This is a genomic window from Propioniciclava flava, from assembly GCF_004126535.1.
Classification (GTDB): domain Bacteria; phylum Actinomycetota; class Actinomycetes; order Propionibacteriales; family Propionibacteriaceae; genus Propioniciclava; species Propioniciclava flava.
Window position 1 is genome coordinate 30,112 of the sequence record NZ_PPCV01000004.1, and the last position, 16,337, is coordinate 46,448.

At 69.0% G+C, this 16,337-nt stretch carries 14 protein-coding genes and 1 riboswitch; of the genes, 2 read left to right on the forward strand and 12 right to left on the reverse strand.

Translation table 11 applies throughout. From position 1 onward, the window contains the following. Positions 1 to 39 precede the first annotated feature (39 nt). The 10 genes from C1706_RS06640 to C1706_RS06685 all read right to left on the reverse strand — a co-directional run bounded on the left by C1706_RS06640 (position 40) and on the right by C1706_RS06685 (position 10,404). Positions 40 to 930 (reverse strand): ribonuclease HI family protein, encoded by an 891-nt coding sequence (locus C1706_RS06640; protein WP_129458448.1) that lies wholly within the window; start codon positions 928 to 930, stop codon positions 40 to 42. Between the two features lie 36 nt (positions 931 to 966). Continuing rightward, the gene (locus tag C1706_RS06645; RefSeq protein ID WP_164987464.1) at positions 967 to 1,722 is read right to left on the reverse strand and encodes a ferric iron reductase; all 756 of its coding nucleotides are present in this window, start codon (positions 1,720 to 1,722) and stop codon (positions 967 to 969) included. Positions 1,723 to 1,798: 76 nt separating this feature from the next. Beyond that, a riboswitch (cobalamin riboswitch) is annotated at positions 1,799 to 1,931 on the reverse strand. Positions 1,932 to 1,991: 60 nt separating this feature from the next. Next, on the reverse strand, positions 1,992 to 4,361 hold the full coding sequence (locus tag C1706_RS06650) for an FtsX-like permease family protein (protein WP_164987465.1): 2,370 nt from the start codon (positions 4,359 to 4,361) through the stop codon (positions 1,992 to 1,994). 5 nt (positions 4,362 to 4,366) lie between these two features. Then, a complete protein-coding gene (locus C1706_RS06655; RefSeq protein ID WP_129458451.1) occupies positions 4,367 to 5,053 on the reverse strand; it encodes an ABC transporter ATP-binding protein in 687 nt (228 codons plus the stop codon). 155 nt (positions 5,054 to 5,208) lie between these two features. Further along, positions 5,209 to 5,886, reverse strand: coding sequence for a response regulator (locus tag C1706_RS06660; protein WP_129458452.1), 678 nt, complete (start codon positions 5,884 to 5,886; stop codon positions 5,209 to 5,211). After that, a complete protein-coding gene (locus C1706_RS06665) occupies positions 5,883 to 7,118 on the reverse strand; it encodes a sensor histidine kinase (RefSeq protein ID WP_129458453.1) in 1,236 nt (411 codons plus the stop codon). Before C1706_RS06665 ends, C1706_RS06660 begins: the two co-directional genes overlap by 4 nt. Beyond that, positions 7,115 to 8,020 (reverse strand): metal ABC transporter ATP-binding protein, encoded by a 906-nt coding sequence (locus tag C1706_RS06670; RefSeq protein ID WP_129458454.1) that lies wholly within the window; start codon positions 8,018 to 8,020, stop codon positions 7,115 to 7,117. Before C1706_RS06670 ends, C1706_RS06665 begins: the two co-directional genes overlap by 4 nt. Then, positions 8,017 to 8,865, reverse strand: coding sequence for a metal ABC transporter permease (locus C1706_RS06675; RefSeq protein ID WP_129458455.1), 849 nt, complete (start codon positions 8,863 to 8,865; stop codon positions 8,017 to 8,019). The genes C1706_RS06670 and C1706_RS06675 overlap by 4 nt, the downstream gene beginning before the upstream one ends. 13 nt (positions 8,866 to 8,878) lie before the next feature. Further along, positions 8,879 to 9,880: a metal ABC transporter solute-binding protein, Zn/Mn family gene (locus C1706_RS06680; protein ID WP_129458456.1), complete on the reverse strand. Its 1,002-nt coding sequence runs from the start codon at positions 9,878 to 9,880 to the stop codon at positions 8,879 to 8,881. 92 nt (positions 9,881 to 9,972) lie between these two features. Beyond that, a complete protein-coding gene (locus C1706_RS06685) occupies positions 9,973 to 10,404 on the reverse strand; it encodes a MarR family winged helix-turn-helix transcriptional regulator (RefSeq protein WP_164987466.1) in 432 nt (143 codons plus the stop codon). A 58-nt stretch (positions 10,405 to 10,462) separates the two neighbouring features. Between C1706_RS06685 and C1706_RS06690 the strand changes: the two genes are divergently transcribed. After that, entirely contained in the window at positions 10,463 to 12,259 is a 1,797-nt protein-coding gene (locus tag C1706_RS06690; protein ID WP_129458458.1) for an ABC transporter ATP-binding protein, read from the forward strand. A gap of 15 nt (positions 12,260 to 12,274) precedes the next feature. Here the strand turns inward: C1706_RS06690 and C1706_RS06695 are convergent, their stop codons facing one another. Next, positions 12,275 to 13,372, reverse strand: coding sequence for a GTP pyrophosphokinase (locus tag C1706_RS06695; RefSeq protein ID WP_164987467.1), 1,098 nt, complete (start codon positions 13,370 to 13,372; stop codon positions 12,275 to 12,277). Between the two features lie 94 nt (positions 13,373 to 13,466). Here C1706_RS06695 and C1706_RS06700 point away from each other — a divergent pair, with 94 nt between their 5' ends. Beyond that, a complete protein-coding gene (locus C1706_RS06700; RefSeq protein ID WP_129458460.1) occupies positions 13,467 to 14,780 on the forward strand; it encodes an MFS transporter in 1,314 nt (437 codons plus the stop codon). Positions 14,781 to 14,876: 96 nt separating this feature from the next. Here the strand turns inward: C1706_RS06700 and C1706_RS06705 are convergent, their stop codons facing one another. Then, positions 14,877 to 16,187, reverse strand: a complete 1,311-nt coding sequence (locus C1706_RS06705) for a YncE family protein (protein ID WP_206661021.1) — start codon at positions 16,185 to 16,187, stop codon at positions 14,877 to 14,879. Between the last annotated feature and the right edge of the window lie 150 nt (positions 16,188 to 16,337).

Consider the following 16,337-nt stretch of genomic DNA (forward strand, 5'->3'; position numbering starts at 1 on the left):
ACCGTGCGGGCGCCCACCGTGGGGCCCGCCGGTGTGCTTTCAGCGAGTCGTGGCGGTCGCCTGGTCGAACCGCAGGCGCCACGCGTCCCCCTGCTTGACCCATACGGACGCGTGAGCGCTGACGGCCGAGCGACTGCGCGCGTGCCAGCGCACGAGGACCACCCAGGGCGCCAGCTCTTCGACGCCGTCGATCTCCATGCTGACCGGGTCGGGGAAGGGCGCCAGCGACGCCAGGATGCGGCCCTTACCCGAGGAGACCCCGCGGGTATCGACTCCCGTGAAGCGCGGGTGGAGGAGTTCTGCGGCCGCGTCACGGTCGCCTCGGAGCTCATCGGAAAGCCAGCGGCGCTGCGAGGCGATGGCCGGATGTTCGGTGGCCGCCTCGGCTTCGGAGAAGAGGTCGGGTTCTGCGGCAGGAACGGGAGCAGGCGCGGCTTCGGGGGTGCAGGAGGCCGCGGAGGCGGCGGGCGTGCCGGGGAAGCCGGGCCCCGCGTTCACCGGTTGCCGCTGCTGGTAGGCGGTGGCTGCGGCGCGGGCGCGGGCATCGGCTGCTTCGTTCAACTCGTGGCCGGCGTGGCCCTTGACCCATTCGAAGGTGACGCGGCGACCGGGCAGGGCGGCGTCGATCGCCTGCAGCAGGTCGACGTTTTGGACGGGTTTGCCGTCGGCCTTCTTCCACCCCTTGCGCTTCCAGCCGGGCATCCACTTGGTGACCGAATTGATGACGTACTGCGAATCGCACAAGATCAGCAGATCATCGTCTGCCTCAGCGGTCTGCTCGAGCAGATCGAGGACGGCCTTGAGTTCGCCCATGTTGTTGGTGCCGTGCGGCCATCCACCCGCAGCCCACGTGTCGCCGTCGACGAACCACGCCCATCCTGCCGGGCCGGGATTGGACAGGGAGGAACCGTCGGCGGCAGCGATGATCATGGACCTATTGTGCCGGGATCCCGACCCGGGCTCGCTCTAGGGCGTGGGCGTCTCGGCGGCCATGGCGTCGATGAACCGGCACGTCCGCTCCTCATGCGTCAGACGTGAGCAGTAGGAGCAGTAGCTGCCCTCGGGAATCTCGAACCAGTGGCAGCAACTCGCGCGGTCGTAGAACAGGCGTGGTCCGTGCGGGCCCTCCAGGATGCGACATGAGCCGAGGCGTTGCAGCACCTCTCTGGTCCCGAAGACGGGTGCGACCGCGCGGAGCACCTCGGCGGCGGGCCGGACGGTGGAGAGTGTCCGGGCGGACATGCCGAGAGCGGCCGCGATGTTTCCCCACGTTTGAGGCTGCGACAGGCGCGCCGCGCCCTGTAGTTGCGCAGCGAGGGGGAGGAGGTGTTCCTCCACGAGGCCGCTGACGAGGTCCTCGGGGGTGTGGGTGGGTCTCAGGCGTCCGGTGAACTGGACGCCGGCCGGGCTGCCGTCGCGAATCTGGACACTGACCTGTCTTGCCGACGCGTCGAGGGCCATCCCGGTCAGGACCCAGACACCCAGTGTGGCCGAGCACAGCCGGTGGCAATAGCGCTGGAAGAACAGGGAGGCCGCATGCCGGGGGACCGAAATCGAACGTATGCGCGCGTGCTCGGCAACGAGCGCGGCGACGATCGAGGGGGCGGCCAGCAGGTCCGCCGCCGGAATCCACTGCCCCCCGACGCTGAGGTTCATCGTGGGTGTGAGCCCATGCAAGACGGTCTCGGCTTGGCTGAGATCGAGGTGGTTACCGTTCGGCATGGGTCCCCTTTGAAGGCGGGACGCGTGGCCAGGCGTGGGCGAGTCGACCCTCGCGTGGAGGACGCGTCCAGGAGGTGAGCTGTGTGCCTGGTGGTGGAGTATCTGGCTCATCCGACAGGGTGATCTGCTGGACTCACAGTGGCGCGACCGCACCGGAATCTCACCGGCTTCCTCGTCCCCGAAGCGTGTACAGGCTAGCAACGATTGTGTGTCGTGGCCCGGTGTCCACGTGAACACCGGGCCACGACTCTCCGAGGGGTGGAGTCAGGTCACTCCTGCGCGAGCGCCGTCGCCGGTGAGACCGAGGCGGCGCGCCCCGCAGGCAGCACGGAGGCGATCCAGGCCAGCCCGAGCGTGAGCCCGATCAGCAGCAGCAGTTGCGCATAGGGGATGCCGATCGTTACGGCGGTCTCCTTGCCAAGCATCGCTTCCATTCCCGCGATCCCGTAGCCGATGCCGAGCAGGACCCCAGCGACGCTCGCGACGCCGCCCAGCAGGAGTGCCTCGCCTCCCAGCAGACGCTTGACCGCCGAAGCGTCCAATCCCAGGGCCCGCAGCAGCGCCGTCTCGCGGCGGCGCTCCAGCACCGACAGCCCCAAGGTGTTCCCGACGCCGACCAGTGAGATCAAGACGGAGACGCCCAACAGGCCCAACACGACGGCCAGCACCGCCGCGAACGATTGAGCGATCATCTCGCGTTCGGCATGGGCCGAGGTGATCGTCACGCTGGCACCGTCGAGCGCCGTGCCGATGTCACCCAGGAGCGTTGCGGGATTCGCATCGGCGGTCGGCTTCACCAGCATCACTTTGCTGGTTTCGGCTCCGGGTGTGGACAGCACGGCCGGATTCACGGCCGTCATCGCGGCCTGGGGAACGATGCGGGCGCGGAGAGGAATGGCGCGGCCGCCGATCGTCAGGTTGACGGTGGCTCCGTTGGCGATGGTGGAGGATCCCATCGCGATCTCGTCGGGGGCAAGGTTCTCTGCGGACGCCCACCCCAGGGTGGTGGCCTGTGCGGTGGTCAGCCCGATGGCCATCACCTGGGTCGACTTCCCGTTCGCCTCCACCGTGCCGTCGGCGACGGTTGCGTCAACCGCGGCGGCAACGCCCTTCACGGCTGCGACGCGTTGGGTCAACTGCGAGGTGACGTCGCCGTAGATGAGGATCTCGACCGGATGACGCCGGTCAACGGTGTCTTGGATGGTCGTGTTCGCGATGGCTGCACCGGTCAGAACCATGGAGACCAGCGTCGTCCCGATCAGCAGGGCACCTGCGGTGGCAGCGGCGCGACGGGGCGTGCGGCGGGTGTTCTCCCCGGCCAACTGCCCCACGATGTGCCCGCGGAACGGACGCCCGAGTGCGGCGGCCGCGGCCGGGATCCACCAGGGCCCCAGCAGCAGGACGCCAGCGAAGTTGAGCACACCGGCGACGACCCCGATCAGCACGCCGGTCTCTTTCCCGATCACGGCGGCGGCGACCAGACCCGCGCCACCGGCGACGAAGGTGAGGATCCCCATCGTCGTGCGGAAGGCGCCGATCGCCCGGCCGCTTGCTGGGGCCAGATCGGGGCGCAAAGCCGCCAGGGGAGGTACCCGGGTTGCGGCTCGTGCGGGCAGCGCGGCGGCAGCGACCGTGACGACGACGCCAGCGAGCCAGGGGGCGATGAGCGCGACGGCGTCGGGGGTCATCGCTTCAGCGCCAAACACGCTGGGGGCGAGTAGCGGAAGGAGGGAGACGAGCCCCCAGCCCACCCCGAGACCGATGAGGCCAGCCACCGCCGCGGTCAAGAATGCTTCGCTGAGGACCTGCCGGAACGTTTGAGCGCGCGAGGCGCCCAGGCAGCGTAGGAGCGCCAGGCGGCGAGTGTTCTGAGCGACCAGGATGGAGAAGGTGTTGCTGATGACCAGCGCGGCGACGAAGAAGGCGATGACTCCGAAGATGAGCAGCACATACGTGGTCACCGAGGTGTTGTTCGTGTAGGCGGCGACCTTCTTGGCCGTCCAGTCAGCCGCCGTCGCGACGGAGGCCTTGTCGGTGCTGATGCCGGGCAGGGCCTTGATCGAGGCGACCAGTGCATCCGGGTTGTTGCCGCTGACCATCACCAGGGCGTAGTTGCCGCCGCTCAGCCGCAGGGCCGTCGCGTCCGGTGCCAGCACCAAGGGGATTGCGGTGGACGATGTCGCGGCGGATCCCGGCTTCACGATCCCGACGATGGTGTCCCCGGAGCCCTCTTTCCAGGGGAGCTTGTCGCCCACGGAGAGGTGCCCGACTTGGGCGAGGTCGTCGTTGATCACGACCTCGCCGGTGGCGGCGGGGAGCCGACCCTGCACGACGGTGGTCTTGCCGCTTGCGGGCAGCGTGACGATCTGGACGTAGAACTCAGGGGTTCCGACCATGGTTCCGTACTCCACCAGCGGACGGGTGGCGGTCACGCCCGGCACTGTGCCGATCGCCTTGACGGTGGCCGGGGACAGAGCTGAACCGGTGACGACGACGGACGCGTCACCGACCCGGCCTGCGACCTGGTCGGTGTAGGAGCGGGACAGGGACGACCCCAGGATCAGCGTGGCGCAGGTGAAGGCGACGCCCAGGATGATCGCTAGGGCGGAGGAAACGAGACGACGTGGTTCGCGCAGCACCGTTCTCACCGCTCGTCAGCGACGATGCGGCCATCGGCCAGGCGCACGACCCGGTCGCACGCGCGCGCGGCGGAGGCGTCGTGGGTCACCATGACGACGGTCTGGCCGTACATGTCGACGGCCCGGCGCAGGACGCCCAGCACGTCGGCGCTCGCGGCCGAGTCCAGGGCACCGGTCGGTTCGTCGGCGAAGATGACGGTGGGGCGCATGACCAAGGCTCGCGCCACGGCGACGCGCTGCTGCTGGCCACCCGACAGTTCGGAGGGGCGGTGGGTGAGACGCTCGGTGAGGCCAAGGGTGGAAACCACCTCGTCGAACCATTCCTGATCGGGGCGGCGCCCCGCCAGGCGCTGGGGGAGCAGGATGTTCTCGCGGGCGTTCAGCGTGGGAACGAGGTTGAACGACTGGAAGACGAAGCCGATGTGATCGCGGCGGACCTTGGTGAGCCGCTTGTCATCCAGTCCGGTGATCTCCACATCACCCACCCAGGAGCGGCCATAACTGGCCTGGTCTAGGCCGGCGAGCAGGTGGAGCAGCGTCGACTTGCCGCTGCCCGAGGGCCCCATGATGGCGGTGAACTCACCCGACTCGAGCTGGGTGCTGACGGCGTCCAAGGCGGTGACGGACGTCTCGCCGGAGCCGTACACCTTGGTGAGCGACTCGGCACGGACAGCGGGTGGTGCGATGGGCATGGGGAATGATCCTCCTCGTGTGGGCTACCTCTCCACCCTGCCGGACGCCTGCCTTCGCGTCATCGGTCCGCCGCAGCGTGGGGGGTGCTGCCATTGGCGGGGGTGTCCCTCGCCCCTGAGGTGCAGTCGGTCAGACCACGGGATGAGGGGGCGGCTCACGCCTGTGGGGAGACCAGCCCGGCATCGTAGGCGAGCACGACCAAACCCACCCGGTCACGGATCGCGAGCTTGGCAAGGATGTGCCCGATGTGGGTCTTCACGGTGGCTTCTGCGAGAAACAGCGTGGAGGCGATCTCGTTGTTGGTCAGCCCCTGGGCCACCAAGGTGAGGACTTCGCGTTCGCGCTCGGTCAGTTCCTCCACGCGTGCGGCGGCGCGGGTCGCGGCGCCTGCGCCCGGCAGCAGAGGCACGAAGCGCTCCAGCAGGCGGCGGGTGGCGGTGGGGGCGACGACGGCCTCGCCGCTGTGCACCGCCCGGATCCCGGCCAGCAATTCAGCCGGTCCGGCGTCCTTGAGTAGGAAGCCGGACGCCCCCGCCTGCAGGGCCGCGAAGACGTACTCGTCCAGGTCGAACGTGGTCAAGACGAGCACTTTCGTCTGCGCGCCCGATTCGACGATGCGGCGGGTGGCCTCGACGCCGTCCATGATCGGCATGCGGATGTCCATCAGCACGACATCACAACCGGTGGGGCCCGTGGCGGCACGCACCGCGTCCGCGCCGTTGCCCACCTCGCCGACGACGGTCATGTCGGATTGGGCGTCCAGCACCATGCGGAATCCCAAGCGCACCAACTCCTGATCGTCGGCGAGGATCAGGCGGATGGGCTCGGTCATGCTGTGGCTCCAGGGTTGGTAGGAATGAAGGCTTCGATCACGAAACCTCCGGTGATGTGGTTGCGTGCGGCCATCGTGCCACCAAAGGCGGCGACGCGCTCGCGCATGCCGACCAGCCCGTGTCCGAGACCGTCGGTGACCCCTGCTCCCTTGCCGTTGTCGCGGATCTGCAGCGACACCCCGGCGGGGGAGTGGTGAATACGGACCCGGACGGCGGCGTCTGGCCCGGCATGTTTGACCGCATTGGTGAGGGCTTCTTGGACGATGCGCACGATGGCCAGTTCCATCGCGGGGGTCAGCAGGCGGCGCAAGCTGACGTCGCCGGTGACCTCCAGGCGCACGTCGCGACCCGCATCGACCAAACCTTGGATGATGCCCTGAAGATCACCAAGGTTGGCGGCCGGGGAGAGTTCGGGTGCCTGACCGTCGCGCAAGACACCAACGAGACGGCGGGTCTCGGCGAGGGATTCTTGGGCGGTGGTGCGGATGGTGGTGAGCGCGCGCTCAGCCACGGCGAGACGCTTCTCCGGGTCGCCGTCCATGCCCGCGGCATACGCACCGCCATCGGCCTGGACGACGATCACGGCGAGGCTGTGGGCGACCACATCGTGCATCTCCCGGGCCAGACGCTGACGCTCCTGCGTCGCCGTGAGCAGCATCGCCTGCTGGTATTGCTGCTGCTGGGCGAGGAGGGCGTGGAGGGAGGCGTCCCGGGCGACCGAGCGGGAGCGGACGGCGCTGCCGATCGCCCAGGAGGCGGCCACCAGGGAGGCCATCGCGGTGAACGATGCGGCCAGGGCGAACATGTCGCTCACGTCCGGATGCCACGACATCCCCGACCAGGAGATCGCCGCGAGTAGCGCGGCGGCAAAGCCGATGATCAGCCAACTGTTGCGCCACCGCTCCCGCCCGTAAGCGGCGACGGTGTACAGCATGATCGGGACGGCGATGTTGGTCAGCGACGGCCCCATCGCGAATCCGACCTGGAGCAGGTGGACCGGGATGATGGCGAGCGCCACCAGGTCGGGGAACTTCAGACGCCACAGCAGGGGGATCGCGATGCCGACGAGGCGAAGCAGGAACCACGAGCCGCCACCGACGTACCACTGGTCGAGGGCAACGAACATCACGAGCGCAGCCAACATGGCATCCGTCGGGCGCGGGATCCAGAAGGACGACTCCCGCCACCGGGGGAGGGTCGTCTGCTCAGGTGCGGGGAGCGGTGTGGTCACCTGACCAGCGTAAACACCCCGCACCAGGGGAGCATCAGCCCTCGGGATGGGCTGCGCCTCATCCCCTGGGGCGGTTGCCGTGGGCCATATCCCCTGGGGCGGTTGCCGTGGGCCATATCCGGCGTGCTGTCGGGTCGATGGGGCGGGCAGGCTGGATCGTCGAGGAGGTCCGTGGTCGCCGGGTGTAGCGCGCCCAAGCCGTAGGCCTTCTCCACGTGTTCGCGGGTGAGGACCTCGTCGGGAGGGCCCGCCGCGAGAACGCGGCCTCCCGTGAGGAGCACCCAGTCGGCCGCGCGAGCCTCGTCTAGGTCGTGGGTGGTCAGCACGACGCCGTGGCCTCGCTCGCGTTCAGCGTGGATGATGGCGTCGATCGTCCGCATCGAGACCAAGTCGAGCCCAGTGAGGGGCTCATCAAGCAGCAGCATCTGGTGGCGTTGGGTGATCCCTTGAGCCACATAGACGCGTTGGCGCTGTCCGCCGGACAACTCATCGAGGTGCCTGCCTGCGAGCGCGGTCACGTCCAGGCGTTCCATCGCCTCCTGCACCCGGGCCCGGTCGCGGGCGCGGGGACGCCGGAACCAACCCAGGTCGGAGTACAGCCCCATAGCGACGGCCTCGCCGACAGTGATGGGGGTGCCGGTCGGGAACGCGGGTGACTGCATCACGTATGAGGTGACCCCGCGGCGTCCAGGTGGGCCCCCCAGCACGCTCAGCGTTCCCCCCATGACCGGGAGGATGCCGGCCAGGGCGTTGAGGAGGGTCGATTTTCCTGAACCGTTAGGGCCGATGATGGCGGTGACGCCCTGAGCTGGGATGGTGAAATCGGACGCCGCCAACGCGACCTGATGGCCATAACCCAGCGTCACCCCGGTGCCGAGAGCAAACGGGGGTGTCGCGTTCATGCGTGGACCTCCTGGGCGGGTCGGGCTGCCAGCCATGAGGCGGTGCGCCGGACGGTGAGGGTGAGGAAGAAGACGGCGATGGAGACCAGCGCCATGGTGGCCGAGCCTGCCGTGCCCCAGTGGTAGCTGAGCGTGAGGCCCAGCCACACGGCGAAAGCCGCGAGTACCACGGAGGTCAGGAACATCTGCGGGACGGTGCGCGCCAGGAGCGCTGCCGTGGCAGGGGGGCCGACGAGCAGGCCGAAGACGAGCAGAGTCCCGACGGCCTGGAAGCTGCCGATCACTGCCGTGGCGATGAGCACGAGCAGGGCGGCATGGGTGAAGCGCGGGTTCATGCCCAGCGTCTGCGCCTTCGCCGAGGAGAACGCTAGCGCCAGCAGTGGCCGGTACAGCACCAGCGAACCGGCGACGACGATGACACCCAGAACGCTCATCGACACGACGGTGGACTCATCGACTCCAAAGATGTCGCCGAAGAGGATGGAGGTGAGCGACCCCGTATAGGAGCGAGACTTACTGATCAGCGCCACGCCCAGGGCCATCATCCCGACGAACAACAACCCGATGGCGGTGTCCTCCTTCAGCGACGTCTGCCGGTGGATCAGTTCGATCCCGGCGACCATGACCAGCGCCGCGATGGCAGCTCCCAGGAAGGGGCTGAAGCCGAAGATGACCCCGGCGGCGATGCCCGGCAGGACGCCATGGACGAAGGCGTCCCCGAAAAAGCTCATGCCGCGCAGGACAAGCCACACCCCGACGACGGAACAGGTGGCAGCGGCCACCATTCCGCCGATGAGTGCGCGTTGCTGGAAGCCCAGGAGAAAGGGCTCGATCCACCATTCCATGGCTGGCCTGCCCTCACGCCAGCGCGTCAGCGATGCGCTGCGCGTCGGTGAGCATCATGCCGCGGTAGGTGTCGGCGCCAGACCCCGCCGGGCCAACGGACCCTTCATACAGTTCGACGACGGCGAGCGGGGTGCCCGCCTCGCGGGCGACGGCGTCAACCAGGCGCGGATTGACCGTGTTGTTGGAGAAGATGGCGCGCACTCCGGTGCGGTGGACGACGTCCACGAGCGCAGCCAGTTCGGCGGAACTGGGCTCGGCGTCCGTGCCGCCGCCGGGGATCACGACGCCGGCGACGGTGAACCCGTACGCCTGCGCGAAGTAGTTGTAGGCCTCATGATCGGTCAGCAGGACGCGTCGCTCCTGGGGGATCACCGACAGGATCTGGCGAACCTCGGCGTCGGTGTCGCGGAGTTGCTGCTCGACCTGGGCGCCGCAGGTCGTGAACGTGCTGTTTCCGGTGGCGTCGGCGAGGGCGGATCCGACGAGGGCGGCCCCTTTGGCCATGCGTCCGGCGTCCATGTGAACGTGGGGGTCGGTGGTGCCGTGGTCGTGTCCGGCGTGGTCGCTGTGGGGTTCGGCGCTTCCGCCGTGCTCGGCAGCATCGCTGTGTTGTGCTGATCCGAACGGGATGGGGTCGAGTTGGGGTGCCATCTCGACCAGGTGGGCGCCGTCCTTGGCCGCGTTGGCGAGGGTGGTGCGCAGGCCGCCCTCGAGCCCGAGCCCGTTGGTGATGACGAGTTTGGCCTTGACCAGGTTTGCCACTTCCGCCGAGGACGTGGAGAACTCGTGGGGATCGTCCCCGGGTCCCATGAGCGTGGCCGAGGTCGTTCCCGCGCACTGGCTGATGTCGGACAGGATCGAGCCCCAATGGGTCGTTGTCGCGATGGCCAGCGGTGCGTCCGCGGCGGAGCCTCCGGGAGGGGAGGAGGGCGTCGCGGCCCCGGATGAACAGGCGGTGGCTAGTAGGGCAAGGGACGCGATGAGACCCGGAAGGGCCACGCGGGAGGCGCGCATCGGAAGCTCCTAACAATAGTGAGAATAGTTCTCAATACTAACGTGTGCGGAGTCCTTCGACAAAACGGGGCCCGTGGATCGCTGCGGGTGGGTTACGCCTGGGGATCGGGGGTGGTGAGGGGGGTCAGGGCCTCGGTGAGCGTGGCGCGCTCCTGGGGGGAGAGTCCGCCGAGGATCCCCTCCGCGCCGCGATCGCGCGCCTGTGCGACGCGGGCCAGGAGGTCTCGGCCCGAGGGGGTGAGGGAGAGCAGGGTGGCGCGTCCGTCGGAGGGGTCGGGGGTGCGTGCCACCCAGCCGCCGGCCTCGAGCGTGTCGATGACCTCCGTCGCCGACCCTCGGGCGACGCGGAGGCGTCCGGCGACCTGCGAGGGGCGTGCGGGCTCGAGTCGGGCGATGGCGCGCAGGGCGTGGGCCTGGTGAGGGTTGACGGGGAGCCCGTCGAGGGCGGCCGCGTGGGCAGCGCGCAGGCGTCGTGCCGCGCGCAGGATGAGGTCGGCCAACTCGGACGTGGCGGGAATACTCACAGAGCCTCCGCAGTTGATAGTGAGGTAACCTCAGTATAACGACAGAAAGGGGCACCAGATGGCTATGGGCCCCCCAGAACTCCGCGGCCCCGCCCGCATCGATCCCGCCGACCGCGCACAACTCGCCGAATCGCCTGTGAGTTGGGAGCGGGTCGTCCGCCTCTTCCGGCCCCACCTCGGCGCGCTGAGCGTCGTCATTCTTGCGGTCGTGGCCGCATCGCTCGTCGGCTTGGCGCAACCCTTCCTGCTGCGCGCCGTCATCGACGACGCGCTCCCTCACGGCGACCTCACCCTCCTGGCCTGGGCCGTCGGGGGCATGATCGCCATCGCCATCGCCACCGGAGTGCTTGGGGTCGTCCAGACATGGCTTGCCACCGCGATGGGGCAGCGGGTCATGAGCCGCCTGCGTTCCGACGTCTTCGCCCACCTGCAACGTCAGTCGATGGCCTTCTTCAAGCGCACGCGCGGCGGAGAGATCCAATCGCGCCTCATCAATGACATCGCGGGGCTTCAATCCGTCATCACCACCACGGCGACCTCCGTGGCCTCCAACGTCACCACCGCCGTCGGCACCGCCGCAGCCATGGTTCTCCTGGACTGGCGCCTCAGCCTGCTCAGCCTCATCGTCCTTCCCCCCGCTGTGCTGCTCACCCGCCGCGTCGCGTTGATTCGCCGCGACATCACCGCTCAACGGCAGGCCACCTTGGCTGACCTCCACGCCCAGGTCGACGAGGCCCTCAGCGTCAACGGCGCCCTGTTGACCAAGACCCTCGGTGCCGCACAAGCGCGCGTCGACGCCTTCGACGAAACCTCGGCGACGCTCGTCGATCTGGAGATCCGCAGCCAACTCGCCGGGAAGTGGCGCATGGCCACCATGCAGATCGTCTTCGCTGTGATCCCCGCGATCATCTATCTCGCCGCAGGCTTCCCCGCGCTCACCGGTGACATCACGATCGGCACCCTGGTCGCGTTCACCGCCTTGCAGTCGCAGATCTTCCGTCCCATCCTGGGGCTGCTGAGCATGGGAGCCCAGTGGGTCGCGTCCATGGCGCTGCTGAGCCGCATCTTCGGCTACCTCGACCTCCCCGTGGACGTCCCAGAACCCACGCATCCCACACCCCTGCCTGCCGCGTCCGTGCGTGGCGAGGTCGTGTTCGAGGACGTCAGCTACCGCTACCCCGACGGTGACGTGGACGTCGTGTCCGACGTCGATCTGACGCTCGCGCCCGGACGGACGGTCGCCGTGGTGGGGGAGACCGGCTCAGGCAAGTCCACGCTGGCCTCACTCCTGGTGCGGCTCGCCGACCCCACCCGTGGGCGCATCACGCTCGACGGGATCGACCTGCGCGACCTCTCCTTGACCGACCGCGCCCGCGCCATCGGCGTCGTGAGCCAAGAGACGTACCTGTCGCATGCCAGCGTCCGCGACAACCTCCTCCAGGCCAAGCCGGACGCCGACGACGCGGAACTGTGGCGTGCCCTCGGGGTGGCTCAGGTCGCAGAGACCATCGTCGCGCTGCCCGCGGGGTTGGACACCCTGGTCGGGGCGCGCGGTCATCGGCTCTCGGGTGGCGAGCGCCAACGCGTCGCGGTGGCGCGCACGCTGCTGGCCGATCCGCGCGTTCTGGTCCTCGACGAGGCGACCAGCGCGCTCGACACCGAGACCGAACGAGAGTTCCAGGCTGCCCTGGACGCGCTCGCCCAAGGACGCACGACGCTCACGATCGCCCATCGCCTCAGCACGGTGCGCGACGCCGACGAGATCGTCGTCATGGACCACGGGCGCATCGTCGAGCGGGGCACGCACGAGAGCCTGCTGGCAGCCGGTGGTCGCTACGCGGAACTGGCGGCCTAACCCCAGACGCCAGGCTCAGTCGCGACCGCGAGGAACCTTGTTGCGCAACAGCCGCCAGCGCCAGCGCAACTGGTCGCGTCGGGCCTGCATCGACGGGTCCGACCCGGCGTGTTGCGTCGCGCGCAGGTAGCGCTCCCCATAGGACGCCAGGAGTTCGTCGTCGAGGGCGCGGACGCGGGAGATGCCGGTGCTATCGCGGCGCAGGTTGTTGGCCACCAGACCGGCGGGCAGCCGTTCGAGACGGCGCTTGATCTGGTCCAGCGGGTCGCCGATGGCGCGCAGGAGTTCCACCGCGAATCGCAGCCCCTGATCTGAGGGTTCCTCGGCGTCGGGGTATCGGGCCGCGATCCACGCGCGGACGGCGGCGATCTCGATGTCGTCGGCATTCGGCTGAGGTACAGGAGGCTGACTGGGCAGCGCTGCAGGCGCGTCGTCGCGGGGCGCGACGGTCGCGGCGGGGCCGGGCAGGTCGCGCAGTCGGTCGGCGATGCTGAGGAACGAGTCGTCGAGGCGCTGGCGCAACTGGTGCGCCTCCAGGAAGAGGGCGTCGATCTCGGCGCGTCCTTGGGGTGAGAGTTCGGCGTACTGGGTGCTCTTGTAGCGCAACGCGTGCTCATACTCGGCCCAGGCGTGCGCGGCCACCGTCCGGACTTGGATCTCCAGGCCGTTGAAGGCGTGGAAGTAGTGGTCCAGGTCGCCGCCGCGTTGGATCCACTGGGAGTCGAATCGCTCGCCGGTCACGATGAAATGCCAGCAGTCGTATCCCTTGTGGTCGCCGTCGCGTTCGTCGCCCGGGTTGCGGTCCTCGGTGAGGGTGAACCGGGCCCGGATGGCCGCCATCGCGCGCTCCCGTTCCGCCGACGTGTAGACGATGACACGGGCGGCCACGAGATCGGTCACCTGGTGGCGCGGGTCGGCATACCCCTTTGCGCGGCACTTACGCAGGAACGAGGCGATCGACTTGGATCGGGCGGTGATCAGGTGGGCGTTGATGGGCTCTTCGGCCATCAACCGACGCAGATACTCCTCAAGTTCCACCGCAGCGCCCGGCAGCCAGTCCCATTCCTGAGCCAACTGCTCGTCGAAACCCACGGGGGTCAGTGCGGACGTCATGGCGTCCATTGTTCCTCGTTGCGCCTGTTCCTCGTCGCGCCGGGCTTCGGACGCCTGGTGCGGTGGAGCGGTGAGGGGCCTAGTCTGCACGGACATGGAGCAGAAGCTGACCCGGGCGCAGCGCCTGGACCGACTGCCGTTCACGCGGCAGCACACCCGACTGCTGGTCGGGTCGGGGGTCGGGTGGGCGCTGGACGCCATGGATGTGGGCCTGATCTCGTTCGTGATGGCCGCCTTGGCGGTCTCGTGGAAGCTGGATCCCACGACGCTCAGCGTCATCGGGTCGATCGGGTTTGTCGGAATGGCGCTGGGGGCCAGCCTGGGCGGGCTGCTCGCCGACCGGGTGGGTCGTCGCCAGGTCTTCGCGCTGACGCTCCTGGTGTACGGCATCGCCACGGGAGCTTCCGCGCTGGCCGGATCGGTCGCGGTGCTGATCGCGTTGCGCTTCCTGGTCGGGCTTGGTCTGGGTGCCGAACTGCCGGTGGCCTCCACCCTGGTGAGTGAGTTCGCCCCCCGTCAGATGCGCGGCCGCGTCGTGGTCGCGCTGGAGGCATTTTGGGCGGTGGGCTGGATCGGTGCGGCGCTGCTGGGCTACCTGCTGGTGCCGGCAAGCCCCGACGGGTGGCGTTGGGCGCTCGCGGTGGGCATCGTGCCCACCCTGTACGCCGTGGTGGTCCGCTACGGGTTGCCTGAATCGGTGCGGTTCCTGGAGAGCAAGCGCCGGTTCGCCGAGGCGGAGGCGTCCGTGCGGCGCTTCGAGGATGCGGCAGGGGTGGCCCCGGTGCCCAGCCCGGACGAACCCCCCACCGTCACGGCGGGCACGGTGTCCATCTGGAGTCCGGCCTTGCGTGGTCGCACCGCCGCCTTGTGGGTGGTGTGGTTCTGCATCAACTTGTCCTACTACGGCGCCTTCATCTGGATCCCCAGCCTGCTGGTGGGGCGAGGCTTCCCTCTGGTGAAGAGCTTCGAGTTCACGCTCATCATCACGCTGGCGCAACTGCCCGGCTATGCGGCGGCCGCCTGGTTGATCGAGAAGTGGGGACGCCGCCCCACCTTGGCCACGTTCTTGGCTGGGTCGGCTGTCGCTGCGGTCGGTTTCGGCGTGGCGAACGCGGAGTGGTCCATCCTGCTGACGGGCTGCCTGCTGTCGTTCTTCAACCTGGGCGCCTGGGGTGCGCTGTACGCGGTGGGCCCTGAGTTGTACCCGACCACGCTGCGGGGCACCGGTGCCGGGGCGGCGGCCGCTTTCGGGCGCATCGCGTCCATCATTGCTCCCCTGGCGGTACCGGTGATGCTGGCGTCTGGGGGGTCGGGGCTGGTGTTTGGCGTCTTTGGTGCGGCGTTCGCGCTAGCCGCTGCGGCCGCGACGCGGCTGCCGGAGCGTCGAGGTACGGCGCTGGAATCCTGACCTGCCGCAGGGTGCGGCCCTCTCCCCACCGCCGGGGAGAGGGCCAGGGCCCGGGCGTCCGCAGCCAGTCAGACGCCCGGGGTCAGGGGCGGGCCGTCAGCCGTGGGCGTGATCGTGCTGGTCGGCCTCTTCTTCTGCGGTCATGCCGTTCACGACGGCGACCTCGATGGGTGTCGCACCCAGGGCGAGCGTGTGCGACACCGCGCGCGAGTGAAGATCGATGACCGTCACGCTGGAGGCTTGGGCGTCCGTCACGTAGGCGGTATCGCCGGCGACGGTGATCGAGGGCCCGGCTTCTTGCCAGTCCGCCTTCTCACTCCAGGGGCCGATGGCCGGGATGGACGCCTCGATCGCTCCCGATTCGGGGTTGATGATCTTCACGGCACCGTCGTAGGTGAGGACGAGCGCTTCGCCGTGGGGGCCGCGAGCCAGGGAGCGGAACCAGTACGAGGAGCCCAACTCGACCAGGGACAGCGCGTTGGTGCGCGTGTCCACGAGCGCGACCCGCGTCGGATGCTCCTGCTTGGCCTGGGCATCGGACTTGTAGTCGGTCAACACGATGGGCGAGACGGAGGATCCGGCGGCGTTTCCGGTCCGTGCGTACGCGTCGGGGGCCGACACCTTGTGGAAGGCGCCGTCGCGCCACACGACCGGACCATTGGTGCAGCCCAGCAGAACCGTGTCGCCGTCGGAGGTGCTTTGCGCGGTCGCTTCGCCATGGACGCCGGGGCAGTCGTCGGTGTGGGCGATGATCTGGTCGCCGCGCCGGACCTGCACCGTCGAGCGGGACTGCTCGGTGCCTTGGGTCACGAGCACGGCATCGTCGCGCAGCGGTACCGCGACGCCGTGGTGGGGCGCGTCGGTCGACAGTTCCGTGCGCGGGGCGTCCGGGTCGGCCACCCACTCGGAGTCGACGATCGTGAGGGCGCCGGTGCCGTCGGAGAACAGGGCGGTGTGGGCGTTGTGCGCGACGACGTGTCCCGCGTGGGGTGCGGCGTACTCGGTGGCGGTCAAGCCGGGTGTGTACGTGTAGTGGTGCGCATGGTCGCCGTGGGGGCGGGAGCGCACCCCGGCGTCGTAGACCAGGAACCGGTCGCCGTCGGTGACGACGACGTGGCGCCCGTCGCCAGCCTTGTTGAGCCGTAGGAAACCGGGGTGTGCGGTCTCCTGGACGACCTCCCCGGACGTGGCATCGATCAGCGTGAGGCCGTTGTCGTGCGAGAAGAGCAGCCGGGTTGTTTGGCTGCGTCCTTCGCGGGAGTTTCCGCCGACGTGGGTGGCGGGGTCTGGTGTCGGGGTTGGGGTGCCTGCGGAGGGTGCGGGGGCCGCGCAGGCGCTGAGGAGGAGGGTTGCGGCGGCGAGACCGATGGCGGGACGGAAGGGAATGGGTGTTCGGCGTGGCGTCATGCCACTAGTCAACACATAATGAGAATCAATATCAAATGCGGGAGGGTCGCGTCCCCGGGACGACGAGGCGTGGCATCCGCCGGGCAACAGCGCGCTTTGGCGTGAGGGTGTGCTCTACCCTGACCTCGTACCCTGTCCGCACCCATGTGC

What these genes read in the sequence shown, in the direction of transcription:
- C1706_RS06640 (WP_129458448.1), bottom strand. Translation starts at nt 930, where the DNA reads ATGATCATCGCTGCCGCCGACGGTTCCTCCCTGTCCAATCCCGGCCCG.
- C1706_RS06645 (WP_164987464.1), bottom strand. Translation starts at nt 1,722, where the DNA reads ATGCCGAACGGTAACCACCTCGATCTCAGCCAAGCCGAGACCGTCTTG.
- C1706_RS06655 (WP_129458451.1), bottom strand. Translation starts at nt 5,053, where the DNA reads ATGCCCATCGCACCACCCGCTGTCCGTGCCGAGTCGCTCACCAAGGTG.
- C1706_RS06660 (WP_129458452.1), bottom strand. Translation starts at nt 5,886, where the DNA reads ATGACCGAGCCCATCCGCCTGATCCTCGCCGACGATCAGGAGTTGGTG.
- C1706_RS06670 (WP_129458454.1), bottom strand. Translation starts at nt 8,020, where the DNA reads ATGAACGCGACACCCCCGTTTGCTCTCGGCACCGGGGTGACGCTGGGT.
- C1706_RS06675 (WP_129458455.1), bottom strand. Translation starts at nt 8,865, where the DNA reads ATGGAATGGTGGATCGAGCCCTTTCTCCTGGGCTTCCAGCAACGCGCA.
- C1706_RS06680 (WP_129458456.1), bottom strand. Translation starts at nt 9,880, where the DNA reads ATGCGCGCCTCCCGCGTGGCCCTTCCGGGTCTCATCGCGTCCCTTGCC.
- C1706_RS06690 (WP_129458458.1), top strand. Translation starts at nt 10,463, where the DNA reads ATGGCTATGGGCCCCCCAGAACTCCGCGGCCCCGCCCGCATCGATCCC.
- C1706_RS06695 (WP_164987467.1), bottom strand. Translation starts at nt 13,372, where the DNA reads ATGACGTCCGCACTGACCCCCGTGGGTTTCGACGAGCAGTTGGCTCAG.
- C1706_RS06700 (WP_129458460.1), top strand. Translation starts at nt 13,467, where the DNA reads ATGGAGCAGAAGCTGACCCGGGCGCAGCGCCTGGACCGACTGCCGTTC.
- C1706_RS06705 (WP_206661021.1), bottom strand. Translation starts at nt 16,187, where the DNA reads ATGACGCCACGCCGAACACCCATTCCCTTCCGTCCCGCCATCGGTCTC.